This window comes from Pseudomonas sp. TH49 (assembly GCF_016650625.1).
Classification (GTDB): domain Bacteria; phylum Pseudomonadota; class Gammaproteobacteria; order Pseudomonadales; family Pseudomonadaceae; genus Aquipseudomonas; species Aquipseudomonas fluorescens_H.
In genome coordinates this window covers 2883738-2900680 of sequence record NZ_JAEKFL010000001.1, presented here as the reverse complement: position 1 = coordinate 2900680, position 16943 = coordinate 2883738, and the positions used below count along the sequence as shown (strand labels likewise).

9 protein-coding genes are annotated in these 16943 nt (G+C 60.4%); 4 read left to right on the top strand and 5 right to left on the bottom strand.

Annotated elements, in window-relative coordinates; genetic code table 11:
* Nucleotides 1-202: 202 nt before the first annotated feature.
* A complete protein-coding gene (locus tag JFU48_RS13215; protein ID WP_201136685.1) occupies nt 203-1822 on the top strand; it encodes an FMN-binding glutamate synthase family protein in 1620 nt (539 codons plus the stop codon).
* On the opposite strand, the gene JFU48_RS13210 is transcribed toward JFU48_RS13215, so the two are convergent.
* The 4 genes from JFU48_RS13210 to JFU48_RS13195 all read right to left on the bottom strand — a co-directional run bounded on the left by JFU48_RS13210 (nt 1756) and on the right by JFU48_RS13195 (nt 6980).
* On the bottom strand, nt 1756-3399 hold the full coding sequence (locus JFU48_RS13210; RefSeq protein WP_201136684.1) for a glycosyltransferase family 39 protein: 1644 nt from the start codon (nt 3397-3399) through the stop codon (nt 1756-1758). The two genes, JFU48_RS13215 and JFU48_RS13210, sit on opposite strands and share 67 nt — an antisense overlap.
* Entirely contained in the window at nt 3396-3758 is a 363-nt protein-coding gene (locus JFU48_RS13205; protein ID WP_103484896.1) for a GtrA family protein, read from the bottom strand. The genes JFU48_RS13210 and JFU48_RS13205 overlap by 4 nt, the downstream gene beginning before the upstream one ends.
* A gap of 116 nt (nt 3759-3874) precedes the next feature.
* The gene (locus JFU48_RS13200; protein WP_201136683.1) at nt 3875-5362 is read right to left on the bottom strand and encodes a glucosyltransferase domain-containing protein; all 1488 of its coding nucleotides are present in this window, start codon (nt 5360-5362) and stop codon (nt 3875-3877) included.
* A 199-nt stretch (nt 5363-5561) separates the two neighbouring features.
* The gene (locus tag JFU48_RS13195) at nt 5562-6980 is read right to left on the bottom strand and encodes an amino acid permease (protein ID WP_003227810.1); all 1419 of its coding nucleotides are present in this window, start codon (nt 6978-6980) and stop codon (nt 5562-5564) included.
* Between the two features lie 651 nt (nt 6981-7631).
* Between JFU48_RS13195 and JFU48_RS13190 the strand changes: the two genes are divergently transcribed.
* From JFU48_RS13190 to JFU48_RS13180, 3 genes are all read left to right on the top strand, one after another.
* A complete protein-coding gene (locus JFU48_RS13190; RefSeq protein ID WP_201136682.1) occupies nt 7632-8090 on the top strand; it encodes an REP-associated tyrosine transposase in 459 nt (152 codons plus the stop codon).
* Between the two features lie 341 nt (nt 8091-8431).
* The gene (locus JFU48_RS13185; protein WP_201136681.1) at nt 8432-11545 is read left to right on the top strand and encodes a transglycosylase domain-containing protein; all 3114 of its coding nucleotides are present in this window, start codon (nt 8432-8434) and stop codon (nt 11543-11545) included.
* A gap of 165 nt (nt 11546-11710) precedes the next feature.
* A complete protein-coding gene (locus JFU48_RS13180) occupies nt 11711-16393 on the top strand; it encodes a dermonecrotic toxin domain-containing protein (RefSeq protein ID WP_201136680.1) in 4683 nt (1560 codons plus the stop codon).
* 54 nt (nt 16394-16447) lie between these two features.
* Here the strand turns inward: JFU48_RS13180 and JFU48_RS13175 are convergent, their stop codons facing one another.
* Entirely contained in the window at nt 16448-16939 is a 492-nt protein-coding gene (locus JFU48_RS13175) for a CS1 type fimbrial major subunit (protein WP_201136679.1), read from the bottom strand.
* Nucleotides 16940-16943 lie beyond the last annotated feature (4 nt).

Here is a 16943-nt window from a genome sequence, read left to right as displayed (position 1 = left end):
GTGGTGAGGGGATTCATCCCCGATGGGCTGCGCAGCAGCCCCAAGTCTATGCATGCGGTCTTTCAGTTAAACCGCAGTGAATGGTTTTGGGGCGGCTTCGCCACCCATCGGGGATAAATCCCCTCACCACAATAAATCTCTTCAACAGGCCCGCCTGCTGCCACAGGTTTGCAAACCATTGAGTCCGAACCAAGGAAACCGTATGAGCCTGTCACTCCTGAGCCGCTACGCCTTCTTTGCCGTCTGCGTGATTTTCACCCTCGCCAGCCTGCCCTTTCTCGAACACGACTGGCTGTGGCCGATCACCGCCGTCACCGGTGTGCTGAGCCTGCTCGGTGTGTTCGATTTGATGCAGGCGCCGCACGCGGTGCGCCGCAACTACCCGATCCTGGGCAACATCCGCTATCTGGTCGAAGGCATCCGCCCGGAAATTCGTCAGTACCTGCTGGAATCCGACAGCGACGCCCTGCCCTTCTCCCGCGCCCAGCGCTCGCTGGTGTATTCGCGGGCGAAAAATGAAAGCGCCGACAAACCCTTCGGCACGCTGATCGACGTCTATCAATCAGGCTTCGAATTCATTGGCCACTCGATGCGCCCGGCACCGTTGAGCGACCCCAACAGTTTCCGCGTCACCGTCGGCGGCCCGCAGTGCACCCAGAGCTACTCGGCGTCGGTGTTCAACATCTCGGCGATGAGCTTCGGCTCGCTCAGCGCCAACGCGATCCGCGCGTTGAACCAGGGCGCCAAACTCGGCAACTTCGCCCACGACACCGGCGAAGGCAGCATCAGCCCGTATCACCGCGAACACGGCGGCGACCTGACTTGGGAACTGGGCAGCGGCTACTTCGGCTGCCGCACCAGCGATGGCCGATTCGACCCGGAGCGCTTTGCCACCCAGGCGCAGAATCCGCAGGTGCGGATGATCGAAATCAAAATGAGCCAAGGCGCCAAACCCGGCCACGGCGGGATTCTGCCCAAACACAAGGTCACCCAGGAAATCGCCGACACCCGTGGTATCCAGATGGGCGAAGACTGCATCTCGCCGTCACGCCACAGCGCGTTTTCCACGCCGATCGAAATGATGCATTTCATCCAGCAACTGCGTGAACTGTCCGGCGGCAAACCGGTGGGCTTCAAGTTCTGTCTCGGCCATCCGTGGGAGTTCATGGGCATCGCCAAGGCCATGCTGGAAACCGGCATTCTTCCGGACTTCATCGTGGTCGACGGCAAGGAAGGCGGGACCGGTGCCGCACCGGTCGAATTCACCGACCACATCGGCGTGCCGATGCGCGAAGGCCTGCTGTTCGTGCACAACACCCTGGTCGGCCTGAACCTGCGCGACAAGATCAAACTCGGCGCCAGCGGCAAGATCGTCAGCGCCTTCGACATCGCCAGCGTCCTGGCCATCGGCGCCGACTGGGCCAACTCGGCGCGCGGTTTCATGTTCGCCATCGGCTGCATCCAGTCGCAAAGCTGCCACACCAACAAATGTCCGACCGGCGTCGCCACGCAAGACGCCCTGCGCCAACGCGCCCTGGTCGTCCCGGACAAGGCCCAGCGCGTCTACAACTTCCACCGCAACACGCTCAAGGCGCTGGCAGAAATGCTCGCTGCCGCCGGCCTCGAGCATCCGTCGCAACTGTCGGCCAAACACCTGGTGCGACGCATGTCGGCAACCGAGATCAAACTGTTTTCGCAGTTGCATGTGTTTCTCAAACCGGGGGAATTGCTCACCGGCGAGGTGAATGGCGAGTTCTATTCGCGGATGTGGCAGATGGCGCGGGCGGACAGTTTTGAGCCGCAGGAGATAGCGGCGGCATAACTTGTTGCAGACGTGCTGGCCTGCACGATGGCTGGCGCGTCTGGAGTGAACAAGTAGAGGGAAAAACTTACACCATCAAACACGAGTGAGGGTGTTCGCCTCTGCTTAAAAAGAGACCAGCCATCGGGCAGGCTTGAATAGGTAATCCACCAAACTCTTCGGCTATGAAAATCGGCGTTCGTTACGCCATCGATAAAGACTCGCGCAGCCGGATCGTCTATCAGACTCAATGCGCCACGACTCGTAAGTTTTAGAAAGCTGTCGATCGATAACTTGGTAGCAATTTTGGGCTTAATGCCTGTCGTGTTGTAGTAATCGACCGATATGACCCAGAACTCCGTGCTGACAATAATTTCGTCCCCCGGACGGGCATTATGATTCAATTGATTCATCAAGGTGCTGAACTCACTCTCTCTTCGAGCACTAGTCCCCTCAAGGCCATCGGTTTGTCGGTAAACCATAGTCAGCCCATGTAATTGCGCAACAACACAAATTAATAACACTGTTTTGGACAACAAAGCGCGACGCGAACCCCATCTATCCAGCGCGACCGCTGTAATCATTGCCAAGGCCGGCGCCGAAAACTGCAGGTATCGAGTTACAAATAGTGCATGAATCAAGGCAATCAGATAAAGGGCTGTTAATGGCACAAAAAAATAATTGACCAGAAGCCAGCCAATAGGCCGCTCACTGGTCTTGCTTGAAGTGATTGTTACCGCGAACAGCAGCATTAACACCAGTGGAACCAACTTCCACTCCGGCGACTGGAGGGTGTCATCGCCCATCACTGTGAACTGCCAAACAAGCGCCAAAGCTTTCTGCAAAGTCACGGGCTCTATCCAATTCAAGACTTCCGTATCAGCTAATTGGTAAAGGAGATGAGGAATCCAGGGCAAATACAGAAACACGATCGCAATATTGGCAACTAACCATGAATGCGCTGAAATCGCCGCGCCGTCGCGAGTGGCCCGGCTCTGCCACCAGAACAGCCAATGCACCAGCACACACAATCCTGCGAAGTAGTGGGTATAAAACGCGGCAGTCATCAGCAAAACGTAGATCAACGCAAAGCGTTTTTGCTCAGGATGTCTTACCCAACATAGCAATGCCACGGATGCGGCCATCAGCCAGAACCCAAGCAATGTGTACATCCGCACTTCTTGACTGTAATGCACTGATATCGGTAGTAGCGCCAGCAGTACCGCAGCAATCCAGGTGGCCCTGCGTGTCGAGATCAGGCTCATCAGCTTGATGCAAAGCAACAACGTGCCGACATCGGCCAGCACACTGAATGCACGAGCCGCCAAAGGAGATTCTCCCCACACCGCCACCCAATAATGCAGCAGCACATAATAGAGCGGAGGATGCACATCCAGAGCGGTCAACGCCCAAATGCGCGCCGGTGTTTCTCGCGCCAACAGCAAACTGTAAGCCTCGTCATACCAGATCACGGGGACTGTAATGGAGTAGAACCGCACGCACAGCGCAATAATCAGAACTGCCGCCAGAGCCAGCAGATCGGCCCGTACTGAAACATTCGCATCTTTTAAAAAAGGTACGGCCACCAAGGATTTCATGTCCGTTGTCCACGAAACAGCACAAACCGGAAAAAGCCGTAACCCAACATCAGGTTCAACGCGGTAAACACCGTGACCGTCAGCAGCCCACTCCAGTCACGCGTATCGGCAATCCTGCCGATACCAAAGCTCGCGCCCCCCATCAGCCCCATAAACAGCAAATAGCCGAATACCGGGGTTTTGCTGTCGAAGGTGTAGAGCATGTTCACGTAAAACGAGAACGCCGCCGCCACGCAGAACGCAGCGAAGTTGCTGGCTGCCTGGGTCAGTCCCGCGGCGCTGCACAGGACGAAAAAAATCTGCCAGTGGATCAGGGCATCGGCAATTCCAATCACTGTCAGCGCAGGAAATCCTTTCATTACGGTTCCTTGCCATGGCTTCGTCCGGGGGACTTTCGAAGCTAGGGCAAGGCGCTTGAACGGTCTACTGTCAGAAATTACAGGTGGTGGCCATAATCAGATGAACGGTCGCTCATTCACCACTGCAACAATCTGCCGTGGGGCGGTTCCTTCATGACGATGAAGCCGTAATCACCGATCAGGTAAATCCGGTAATACAGGCTGTCCACCAGCGCTGGAAATCCCTGGTAGCCGACGCGGGTGGCGTTGCGCCGTTCGCGTTCGGCGACCACGTTGGTGATGCCCGCTGCCGGCAGATTTTCCGCAAGCACGAAGTAATCGACGTTGAGCAGATAGGGCAGCACCGGTAGCCGTTTGAATGAACCGGCCGCACTGGCCAGCCAGCGGTCGGAGTAGCTCACCGACAGATAAATCCGCTTGGCTTCACGCAGTTCGCGATGTTCGGCGATGTCGTGGCTCAGGCTGTACAGCGCACTGGTGGAGAAGGTTTTCTGCAGGCTCAGCACCCGGCCATACGCGAAGGACAGCGAGAGTGTCGCCAGCAGCGGGATGATCAGCAGCAACGGCAAGCGGCGGTGCCCGGATGCCAGCGCAACGTGCGCCAGATAGAACAATCCCGACAGCAACACGCCGAACCCCATCAGGGTCCGCGCACCTTCATTGAAATCCCGGAACAGCAGGGTGATCCCCGGCACCAGCAAGGCCAGAACGGGCAGCGTCAGCAAGCCCGGCAGCAAGCTTTGCCAACGAGGCTGGCGACACTGAACCAGCCGCACGCAGCCGGCGAGCGCACACAACACCAGCACAGCGAAAAACCACAGGTAGCCGCCGTGAAACAACAGCGCGACTTTCTCCAGAACCCGCGCGAAGTTGACGCCAATCTGCAGCAGCGGCTGGGCGTCTCCGTTCAGCAGATCCGTTTTTCGTAATGTATCCATGAACGGGTAAGCGGTGACGCTGTAGATCAGGATGCCCAAAACCGCTTGTGCGAGTTTCCAGCCCAGCATGCGCAAGGTGTCCGGCCAGCGGGTCTGCTGGTGGACGGCCCTGAGCAGTTCCACGCAACACAGGCCGAGAAACACATTGAAGCTGATCTGATAAAGACCGATCGCCAGCGCCAGCAACGCCGCCGGCACCAGCCAGCGCTGCACCCGCGATGAACCTTCGAACGTGATGGCGTAGATCACCGCGACCATGCTCAGGGCCATGATCGGGCCGTCGTATTGATAAGACAGGTTCTGCAACAGGAACGGGTTGTACCAGAGCGGTAACGGCACCAGACAACAGGCCAGCGTCGGTTCGGCGAAGTAGTGAAAGGTCAGGCGGGTCAGTGCCAGCGACATGGCAAGGGTGGCGAGCAACAGGGGTAACGGATAGATGTTCGGCGCGGCCCCCGTGAACGTCAGCGCCTGATAAAACCAGTCGGCAAACAATCGTCCCTGCCCGGCCCAGGCATTGCCGGCGGCCAGCGTGCGCCAGTTGTCGTCGATGTAGGGGAAGTCGGCGAGGATCAGTGGCAGGACGTACAACGCGGTGGCGAGCAGGAAGAACAGCAGGGCTTGCCGGTGACTGAGCTCTCGTTCGAGAAATGCGCTCGCCCTCATGTCTGCGCCTCGGTTCACTGCCGCGCGGAATTGCAAAGTGATACAGGTTTGAGCCTTGGATGCGGGTTTGTATCGCTCTTTCAGACCGGCGGTAAAACGGCAAAAGATCGCAGCCTGCGGCAGCTCCTACAGGGTGAATACATATCCCGTGTAGGAGCTGCCGCAGGCTGCGATCTTTTGCTTTTGCTATCGCGCTACATCAACTGGCCGAACGCACCGCGCCTTGCGCTTCACCGGTCGGCTGCAACTTGAACACGTAGAACAACACCGTCAGCAGCACCAGGAACGCCGGCCCCACATACAGCGCCACGCGAGTGTCGGGGAAGTACGCCATCAGGCCGACCACCAGCACCAGGAACGCCAGCGCAAAGTACGAGCTGACCGGGTACAGCCACATCTTGTATTTCAGGCCGGCACGTTCGCTGGCACTCAGGCCTTTGCGGAATTTCAGTTGCGCCAGCAGGATCATCACCCAGGTCCAGATCGCGCCGAAGGTCGCAATCGAGGTCACCCAGACGAAGACTTTCTCCGGCACCAGATAGTTGAGCAGCACGCCGATCAGCAAGGCGAAAATCGATAGCAGCAGCGCCCGACGCGGCACGCCGTTGGAGGTCTTGGCGAAACCGGCCGGAGCCTGGCCGTTCTGCGCCAGACTATAAAGCATGCGCCCGGTGCTGAAGATGCCGCCGTTGCACGACGACAACGCCGCGGTGATCACCACGAAGTTGATGATGCCGGCGGCGGTCTTGATCCCCAGACGTTCGAAGGTCATCACGAACGGGCTGCCCTGGGTGCCGATTTCGTTCCACGGGTAGATCGACAGGATCACGAACAGCGCGCCGACGTAGAACAGCAGAATGCGCCAGAACACCGAGCCGATCGCATCGGGAATGGTTTTCTGCGGGTTCTTCGCTTCACCGGCCGTGAGGCCGATCATCTCGACACCGAGGTAGGCGAACATGACCATTTGCAGGGACATCAACACACCGGTCACGCCGTTGGGCATGAAGCCACCGTGGGCCCACAGGTTGGAGATCCCCAGTGCCACGCCGTCGTTGCCGAAACCGAAGGCGATGACGCCGATGCCGCCAATCACCATGGCGATGATGGTGACGATCTTGATCAGGGCGAACCAGAACTCGAATTCACCGAAGGCTTTTACCGCGATCAGGTTGATCGAGCCCATGCTGACCAGCGCCGCGAGGGCCCAGATCCAGCGCGGCACATCGGGGAACCAGATGCCCATGTACACGGCGACGGCGGTGATTTCCGCGACGCAGGTCACCAGCCACAGGAACCAGTAGTTCCAGCCGGTGAGAAAGCCCGCCAGCGGGCCGAGGTAGTCCTGGGCGTAGCGGCTGAACGAACCGGCCACCGGGTTGTGCACGGCCATTTCGCCGAGGGCGCGCATGATCACCAGGATCGCCAGGCCGCCGAGAATGTACGACAGCATGATCGCCGGACCGGCCATTTCAATGGCCTTGGCCGAACCCAGGAACAGGCCGACGCCGATACAGGCGCCGAGCGCCATCAGGCGGATATGCCGTTCACCGAGTTCGCGTTTGAGCGGGCCGCCGTGAGCGGTCTCGCCATGGGGCAGGTGATTGCCGACTGGCATAGGGATACAACCTCGTCTTGTTATTGGATATGACCACCGAGTGGCGAAGCGTCGGCCGATAGGCCTCATCTTCCCGAAACCGCATCCACCTCGTGGGCAGACACGTCTCGCAGGTCCCGACCTGCAAGATCAGCGGGGCGTGCAGTATAAAAAGCTTGTGACAGGGCTTTTCACTCTATAAGCAACAACATTCAGCGGGAACTCTCGGCGCAAAGCCGGTTTACGGAGAGGCATTAACTGCTTTACGTAGGAATAGTCGCCACCAAAAAGGCCGGCGAGTATTGCACAGCGTTGGTGCATCGTCATGTACCTGCTTTGGTGGTCTTGAAGATTAAACAGCTCTAGACCGGCACTCTTTAATTCATATGGCCCTGTGAGCTGAAAGGTTTTTGTGGTGAGGGGATTTATCTGTGGCGAGGGGATTTATCCCCGATGGACTGCGCAGCAGGCCCAAGCTCTTAAAATGTGATCACCCTTGGTCAGGGCCGCTTCGCGCCCCATCGGGGGCTGTGCGACGTTTCGCTGAATCCCCTCGCCACAGTCAACCCCATCTACTCGCCCCGTCCGAAAATTCCTACGGCATTTACAGATCCCACTCAAGTAATCCGCCACTAGCCTTCAGACCTTGATCACTGAACGCAAGGAGCGAACATGCCAGTCAAACCAAATACCTACCGTTTTCGTTTAGGCCGAAATTCCGAAACAGGCCGAGCTTATTTCGTCACTTCAGTTGTGTATGACCGCCAGCCGGTATTTTCCGACTGGCGCACAGGCCGTTTATTGGTCGCAGAACTTCGTCACGCCCATGAGCAAGGTCGGGCGGAATCCATTGCCTGGGTGGTCATGCCCGATCACTTTCACTGGTTGATGCAGTTGAACAGCGGCAGTCTTGGCGCTGTTGTTGGCGCAGTTAAGGCACGTTGCACCCAAGCTGTTAACAGGGAAACCGGTCGTCGCGGCCGATTGTGGCAAACCGGTTTCCACGACCGGGCAATTCGCGATGGCGAAGACTTGAAACCGTTCGCCCGTTACATCATCGCCAATCCGCTACGGGCAGGTTTGGTGGAGCGGATAGGCGACTACCCGCTTTGGGACGCCTGTTGGCTCTAAGTTCGTTACCGAAGCCCGATCATGGTGATTATCTCTGGTAAGGGGATTTGAATGTGGTGAGGGGATTTATCCCCGATGGACTGCGGAGCAGGCCCAAGCTCTTCAAATGCGGTGCCCCTGGGTCAGGGGCCGCTTCGCGCCCCATCGGGGATAAATCCCCTCGCCACAGATAAATCCCATCACCACAGATAAATACCCTCAGCACAGATAACCTCCACTCAAAACAGCCACCGACTTCAGTTTTGTTCAGATGGCTTCCCCGCACTTTTTTTTCCCCATCACCAACCACCGTCTAAGCTTCAGTCAAGTCCGATCAATCTGCGTGAATGGATCAATCGACTATGGGCGCTTTGTGGCAAACCGATTCGAGTAAAGCCGTGGTTCCGACTGAACGTGTGGATGAAGCGCCTATCCCCCCAAAAAAACGCCGCAACCGGCATGGCTGGAAGGCGTTCTGGTTATTGCTGCTGATTATCGCGGTTGTGGTGGGTCTGGCCGCGAACAAGGAAATGCGCACCTCGCGCTTTCAGTCCAGGGAGCTGAGCCAATACGCCGCCTCGCTCAAATATCAGCTGGAACCCGGCCCCAGCGAAGCGATCCGCTATCCGGGCAACGGGCCGTTCGATCTGCGTCTGGGCTACAGCTCCCTCGATGAATTCCTGCCGCGCCTGCTCAAGCGCGATTACGTGATCACCGAGCAGACACGGTTTTCTCCGGCGCTGCTCAGCTACACCGACAAGGGCCTGTTCGTGCCCTATTCGGAAAAGATCCAGGCCGGGCTGTCGATCACCGATTGCCGCGCCGCGCCGTTGTATCAGTACAAGTACCCGCAGCAGCTGTATTCGAGTTTCGCGGCGATTCCGCCGGTGGTGGTCAGCAGTTTGCTGTTCATCGAAAACCGCTTTCTGCTCGACCCCAAACAACCGCTGGCCAACCCGGCGGTGGACTGGCCGCGTTTCGGCATGGCCGCGTGGTCTCAGGTAGCGAAGTTGCTGCACCTGCCGGGGCAATCGGCGGGTGGCAGTACCCTGGCGACACAGCTGGAAAAGTACCGGCATTCGCCCGATGGCCTGACGGTGTCTGGCGCCGAGAAGATCCGCCAGATGATCTCTGCCAGCGTGCGCGCCTATCAGCCCGGCCCCGAAACCCTCGGCGCACGGCAGAACATCATCCGCGACTACCTCAACAGCGTGCCGCTCTCCGCCGTGCCGGGGCATGGCGAGGTACACGGCATGGCCGAAGGTTTGCGGGTCTGGTACGGCAGCGATTTCAACAAGGCCAATGAACAATTGAACAGCCCGGCCACCGATCCGAAAACCATGGCCGACAAAGGTCTGGCCCTGCGCGAAATGCTCTCGCTGATGATCGCCCAGCGCCGCCCTTCGCATTACCTGACCAAGGGCCGTGAAGAACTCGCCGACCTCACCGACAGCCACTTGCGCCTGCTCAAACAGAACGGCGTGATCGACAGCGCGCTGGCCGATGCCGCGCTGGCGAGCAAGGTCACTTACCGCGACTGGCAGACCCAGCCGACCATTCAGCCGATCGAAACCAACAAGGGCATCAGCGTCGCTCGCAGCCGTCTGGCAACGATGCTCAATCGCCCACTGTACGACCTCGATCGCCTCGACCTGTCGGCCACCAGCACTTTGCAGGGCGATCTGCAGACCCAGGCCACCGAGTACCTGAAAAAACTCGCCGACCCCGCGTTTGCCGGGCAGATCGGTTTGATCGGCGAACGCCTGCTCACCCCCACCAGCACCACCCAGGTGCGCTACAGCTTCACCCTGTTCGAACTGACCCCGGACGGCTCGCGAGTGCGCGTGCAGACCGACAGCACCGACCAGCCGTTCGACATCAACGAAGGCAGCAAACTGGAGCTCGGCTCGACGGCGAAGATGCGCGTGCTCACCACGTACCTGCAGATCATCTCCGAGCTGCACGACAAGTACGGCGCCATGACGGTGCCGGAGCTGAAGAAAGTCGAGGTGCCGGATCAGGACCGCCTCAGCCAGTGGGTGATCGACTACCTGATCCAGAACAAGGACCACGACCTGTCGAAAATGCTCGGCGCCGCGCTCGACCGCAAATATTCGGCCAGCCCCGGCGAGGCGTTTTTCACCGGTGGCGGCCTGCATGTGTTCCACAACTTCCGCAACGAAGACAACGGCCGTATGCCGAGCTTGCGCGATGCCCTGCGCGAGTCGATCAACCTGCCGTTCATTCGCCTGATGCGTGACGTGGTGCGCTATGTCACCTACTCCGGCCCCAACAGCAGCGCGGAGTTGCTCAAGGATGACCGCGATCCGCGCCGTCAGGAATACCTGGCCAGTTTCGCCGACCGCGAAGGCACTTCGTTCCTGCTCAAGTTCTGGAAGAAGTACAAGAACAAGGACACCCCGGCGCGCCTCGATACCTTCCTCGACAGTATGCGCCCGACGCCGATCCGCATGGCCGCCGTGCACCGCTATCTGCTGCCCAACGCCAGTCAGGAAGATTTCAACAGCTTCGTGCGTTCGCACCTCAAGGGCGCCAAGCTCACCGAAAAACTCACCGATGACCGCCTCATCCGACTGTATGACGCCTACGGCCCGGGCAGCTATGACCTGCCGGATCAGGGCTTCATCGCCAAGGTTCACCCGCTCGATCTGTGGCTGATGGGCTACCTGCTGAACCACCCGGACGCCACCTTCAGCGAGATCGTCAAGGCCAGTCAGTTCGAGCGTCAGGAAGTCTACAGCTGGTTGTTCAAGAGCAAGCACAAGGGCGCCCGCGACAGTCGTATTCGCACCATGCTCGAGATCGAAGCGTTCCTGGAGATTCACCAGCGCTGGCAGAAAGTCGGCTATCCGTTCGACCATCTGGTGCCGTCGCTGGCCACCGCCATCGGCAGCTCTGGCGACCGCCCTGCCGCGCTGGCCGAGCTGATCGGCACCATCCTCAACGACGGCGTACGCATGCCGAGCCTGCGCATCGACAGCCTGCACTTCGCCGCCGGCACCCCCTATGAAACACGCCTGACCAACGACCCGCACGTGGGCAAACGGGTGATGCCATCGGAGGTTGCCACGGCGATGCGCGAGGCGTTGTCGCAAGTGGTGGACTCGGGCACGGCGAAACGGGTGTCCGGCAGTTTCAAAACCGCCGACGGCACGCCACTGGTCATGGGTGGCAAGACCGGCACCGGCGACAACCGCATCGAAGCCATCGGCTCTGGCGGGCGGATTCTCAGTTCGAAGTCGATCAACCGCACCGCGACCTTCGTGTTCTACATCGGCAACAACCATTTCGGCACGCTGACTGCGTTCGTCCCCGGGCGCTCGGCGGAGAACTTCAAGTTCACCTCGGCGCTTCCGGTACAGGTGCTCAAGGGCATGGCGCCGATCCTCTCGCCGTACCTGCAACCGGGCACGCACACGATGTGCCAGGCACCGCAGGTCACTGCGGCGCGCTAAGGCATATCGGCACAGGGCCGGTGCGGTAACTGTGTATTTTTCAGCGTTCATTTTTCGAAGTGTCCGCGCCAGACCTACGCCATTCAGAGCGGGTATTTGCGCTTTTTTCGACAGCGGTCGTTGCCTAGTCTGATCGTTCCATTTCGATCAAGGACGATCAGCGCCATGCCCATCCAGCCCCTGCAAGAACCTCAGTCCGAATTGCCCCGCACGCCCGCCGCTCCCGGCGTTCACCATGAGGTGATCGCCAAGGCCATGCCGGCGTGGCTGCGCGAGACCAGTGTCGCGCGCGTCAACCAGCTTAAAACCCTCAAACCGGGCATCGAGCCCTGGCATCGCGACATCGCGCCCGCCGATCATCAGCACTTGCAACAGGCACTGCAGAGGGCCTGGAAGGCTCAGAACAAAGTCGACCAGGCCCTGAACAATCTGCAAGACGTCTACGCCTTTGCCAAACCGCTGCTGCAACAGGCACTGACGGCGCGCTTCGGTGTCGAGGACGATGTCGAACAGACCTGGCTGCGCCTCTACGCCCCGGTGAACACGTCTTGGTGGGTGCATGATTTCGCCGGCGCCACCAACAGCCGCACGGTCTCGCTGCTGGATGCCGCGCTGCATAACTTTTCCAGCGGCGAGGTGTTCAGCGAGGACTCGGAATTCATCAGCCGCCCGGATGCCAATGGCCACTTCACGGTCAAACCGCTCAAGCACAAAATGCGCATCGAACAGTTCAAAACACTGTGCCGTGAACTCGACCTGGGCGCGCGCTACCAGCAACACCTGAACGCTTTCCTGTTGCCCGGCGATGGCGTCGCACGCCAGGTTCTGCGGCACAAGGTCGGGCTCAGCCAGAAGAGCGCACTGCACCTCGCCGCACGCATGGCTCTGGCGAAAAAACACATCGACGCGGACGCCTATGACGTCGTGCAAGGCATGCTCGACGACCGCCGCAATCTGCGATGGAAAGGCCGGACCGTCAGTTACTACAACCTGACGATGATGGACACCACGCTGACCGGCATCGTCCTGATCGCCCCGGATCTACTCGGCGCCCGCACGCCGGTGCCACTCATCGCCTATGTCCCCCACGACCCGGAACACCCGCTCAAGCAATACCCCTCGTCACTCGCGCTGATGGCCGAACTGACCCGGCAATTGCGCGACAGCACAACCTCTGAGAGCTACCAGAAATTCTTCAGCCAGTTTGTCGGTCAGCAGCAGCGCGGGCATTTTTTCGCGCAGCTCAATGACCGTCTGGCGCAGGTCAGATGGCAGCCGGTACAGGCCGAAGCCAATATGCCAACCTGGCGCGAAACGCCGGTGGACAACCCCAATCTGCGGTTTCGCCTGAGCAACATCCGCGACGACCGCGAGACCCGCTTCAACGGTGATCTGTGGGGGTATCTCTATCGCCAGAAGCTCAACAAGATCCTCAATGATGCCGCCGAGATCGCGATTTCCACGGCGTATGCCGACCGCATGGCCCGTTGGGCCTGGTGGGACAACCTGGAAAAAATGCTCTCGAACATCCTCAACGTCGCGTTGCTGGTGGTGACGCCGTTTATGCCGTTCCTCGGCCAGTTGATGCTCGGCTACACGATGTACCAACTGCTCGACAGCACATTCGAATGCCTGGTGGATCTGGCCGAAGGACGTAAGGCCGAGGCCGGTGAACAGGCGATTGGCGTGCTGGAAAACATCGTCCAGTTCGGCGCCTTTGCCGCGGGCACGGCCATTGGCCAGACCTTCCGGGTCAGGTTGTCGGCGTTTGTCCAGGAGATGAAACCGGTGCAATCGGCGGATGGCCGCACGCGCCTGTGGAGCCCCGACCTGACGCCCTATCACTTGCCGGAGCAAACGCTGCCCGCGCACAGCCAAGCGGATGCGCAGGGCCTGCATGCAGTGGGGGACAAACAGTTACTGAAGCTGGATGGGCAACTGTTCGAAGTGGCGAAGGACCCGGTCACCGGTGAACATCGCATCCGTCATCCGCAACGGCCCGAGGCTTACGCACCGAGCCTGACGCACAACAGCGACGGCGCCTGGGTCTGTGAAACGGAGAACCCGCGCCAGTGGGAGGGAACCCTGCTGATGCGCCGCATCGGCCATCGCACCGAGGGTTTCAGCAGCGCACAACTGGAGCACATGCGCCTGCTCACCGGCACCGACGATAATCTGCTGCGGCGTATGCACGTGGACAACACTGAGCCGCCGCCCCTGCTCAGCGACACCCTCGATCGCCTGGCTGCCACACCGCCGCAGGCTTCAGCCACTGCGCTTTCGCCGGCAGCCCGTCAATTGCTGGTGGACTGCCCGCAGTTGACCTCGACCCTCGCCGAACGCGTGGTGGCCCAGGCCACGCCGATGGAGTCGCAGGCGATCGTGGCCCAGCGGCGCCTGCCATTGCGTCTGCGCACGCTGGCGCGCGAGGTGCAATTCGAGGTGCAATCGGTCCGTGCCGCTCAGGGCTTGCAGAGCGAAGCCCTGAGCAACATCGACAGCGAACGGCTGATCCTCGGCGCGCTGCGGCACTACAGCGATACCTTCGGCGCATTGCGCGTGGAAATCCGCGAGGGCAGCTTCGATGGCCCGTTGCGGTGCGAGGCCGGTGCCGCGTCCGCCGAACGGGTGCGCGTACTGGTGCGGATCGCGGCTGATCGTTATCAGGTGCGCGATGGCGCCGACCAGCCGATCCACGCCCCGAGCGGTCTGTATGAAGCGATGGCGCAGGCCATCGACCATGAGGGTGGCAATGCCCTGGGCATGCGCACCCACGATGTCGAACAGTTCCGGCAATGGGTCATCGACAAGACCCTGCCTCCCGAGGAACGCCGCACACTGCTGGCCACCCCGCCGATCCGCCCGGTCGCTGAACACGCCACGCTGTTTCTGCTGCGCGGCCCGGCCCTGAGCAGGAACGCGGCGACTCTGCAGGAACGCATTCAGGACCTGCATCCGCACTTCAGCCCGGGCGAGGTCAATGCGTTTGCCGACGCGCTCACCGCACAGGGCGAGCCGCTCAAGGCCATCGCAACCCATGAAAACGATCTCGATGAGCTGCGGGCCATCGTCCATCGCTGGCGCTATCAGCAACCGGACAGCTGGGGACCGGGCAGCCAGGGCTTTCGCGACGGTGGCGGGCTGCATATCTACGACAGTCTGCTGGACTGCTTCGAACGCAAGAACCCGGACATGGGCAATCGTGCCGATCCCTCGTCATTTGCCCTCGATCTGTCCCGGGAACTGCTCTCCGTGGATCTTGAAGTCTGGTGGGCGAAGCGTCCGGGGCTGAAAAAATTCCTCGATAAGGTCACGGTGCTGAAACTCGACAACACGCGGTTTTCCACCAACCCCGACGGCTTGCTCAAGGACTTTCCGAACCTGGTCGAACTCAGCGCCAAATACTGTGAGCTGACCCGTTTGCCGGAGCGCATCGGCACCACACTGCGGCGCCTCGAACGGCTGCGTCTGAGCAACAACCACATCGTGCTTGATCCGGTCGCGGTCGAACGGCTGCGCAGCCTGAGCTACCTCGAAGTGCTGAAAATGGACGACAACCCGTTGGGCCTGTCACCCGATCTTTCACGCATGCCGCGTCTGAAGGTGGTCGTGCTGAAAAACACCGGGCTGACGACCTGGCCCGAAGGCATTCTGGCCAGGCCGCGGCCCCGGGCGTTGCTGCTCGATTTGCGCGGCAACCCGCTGACGCAGATCCCCGAAGCTCCGACGGGCTCCGATGCGCAGTGGCTGGTGGCCCGCACGCGTCTGGACGTGGTGGCCCTGTCCGATATCAACCGCCTGCGCTACCAGGCCCATCGCCGGGCAATGGCCTTGCCTGAGGAGCCGTTGCTGTCCCCGGCCCCGGGGCAGAACACGGCGATCGTTTCCAACTATGGCGCCGACTATTGGAGCGATGTCCCCGGCTGGGGCGTCGACCGCGAAACCCCGTGGGCGGAACTGGTGGAGGAGCCCGCCGCACAGCCATTCATGGCGACGCTGCTCAGCGTGCGTGACTTCGCCGACTACCGGGCCGATGGCGCCGCGCGCGCGCAACTGATGCAGCGCGTCTGGCGCATGCTCGACGCCGTGCACGTCGACAGCCGCCTGCGGGAAAAACTGTTCACCATGGTGGTCGCACCGGTGGACTGCGCCGATGCCGGTGCGCAGTTGTTCAATCACATGGGCATCAACGTGCTCGCCTACGAGGCCCATGCCTATTCGGTCGACCCGAAGGAGCTGGAGCTGAAACTGGTGACGCTGGCCAAGGGCGCGGCACGTCTTGAGCATGTCAACGAGATCGCCCGGGCCGACGTCGCCAGCCGCGGCGGCAACCCGGACGATGTGGAAATCTACCTGGCCTATCAGACCGGCCTGGCGAAACGCCTCGGCTTGCCGTGGCAGTCCGAAGGCATGCTGTATCGACAGGTGTCCGGCGTCAGTGACGCGATGATCGATCAGGCTTATGGCACCGTGCTGGCGCTGGGCGAAGGCGACGGTCTGGTGAACGCGATGCTCGAACTCGACTTCTGGACGCAGTACCTGGAAGAAAAGTATCCGACACGGCTGGAAAGCAACAAGCGTCGCTTCCAGGCCAACTATGACAAGCTCGAATCGCTGCGCGAAGTGCAGCGGCAGTGGAGCGAGTCGACCCAGACCGAGCAACGTAAGGCCTTGCGCGAACAGCTCCTGGACCTGATGCAGGACCTCCCCGTCCCCCCGACGGTGGTGTTCGACGAAGCGCCGATCAGCGACGCGGTGTTCGATCGATTGCTGGTTGACCTGGCCGATGACGAAAAAGAACTGGCACGCCGTCTGACCCGTGAGGCACTGCGACGCGCCGGGCTTTGATGCCGGCGTAAACTTCCACGGCCTGTCCACTGGAGAGCGGACAGGCCCGTGGATTCAGGGCGCCGCGGCATTGAAAATCAGCTGTACGTTGCCGTAATAACTCCCCGGTTTGTAGCCACCGGCGGGCACGATCGGCTGGATCTCCAGCACATAGCGCCCACCGGTCCGAGCCTGCTCCGCCGAGACCACCTGGCGCGGCGACTCATGACTGAGTTCGATATCGGCGAAGCTGACGCGCAGATAAATGTTCTGTTCGGCGCGGCCATTGGACAGGTACGCCTGGCTGTCCAGTCGGGCCTCGATGGCACTGGTGTCGTGCCGCACGTCGAAGTGTTTGCGCAATCCACCGAGGCTTTTGCTGCTGACATTCCACGGCAGAATCTGCGCCCGATGAATCCAGTCCGTCTCGGCCGGTATGACGTAAAAACCCAGCGTCGGGATGTCCACCGACACCTCGAAGCGGTGCTCTTCGCGCGCCGCGAACAGCGTGCTGCTGAACAGCGTCAGCAGTCCCGCGCTCACGGCCATGAACGATTGTTTGATCATCTCA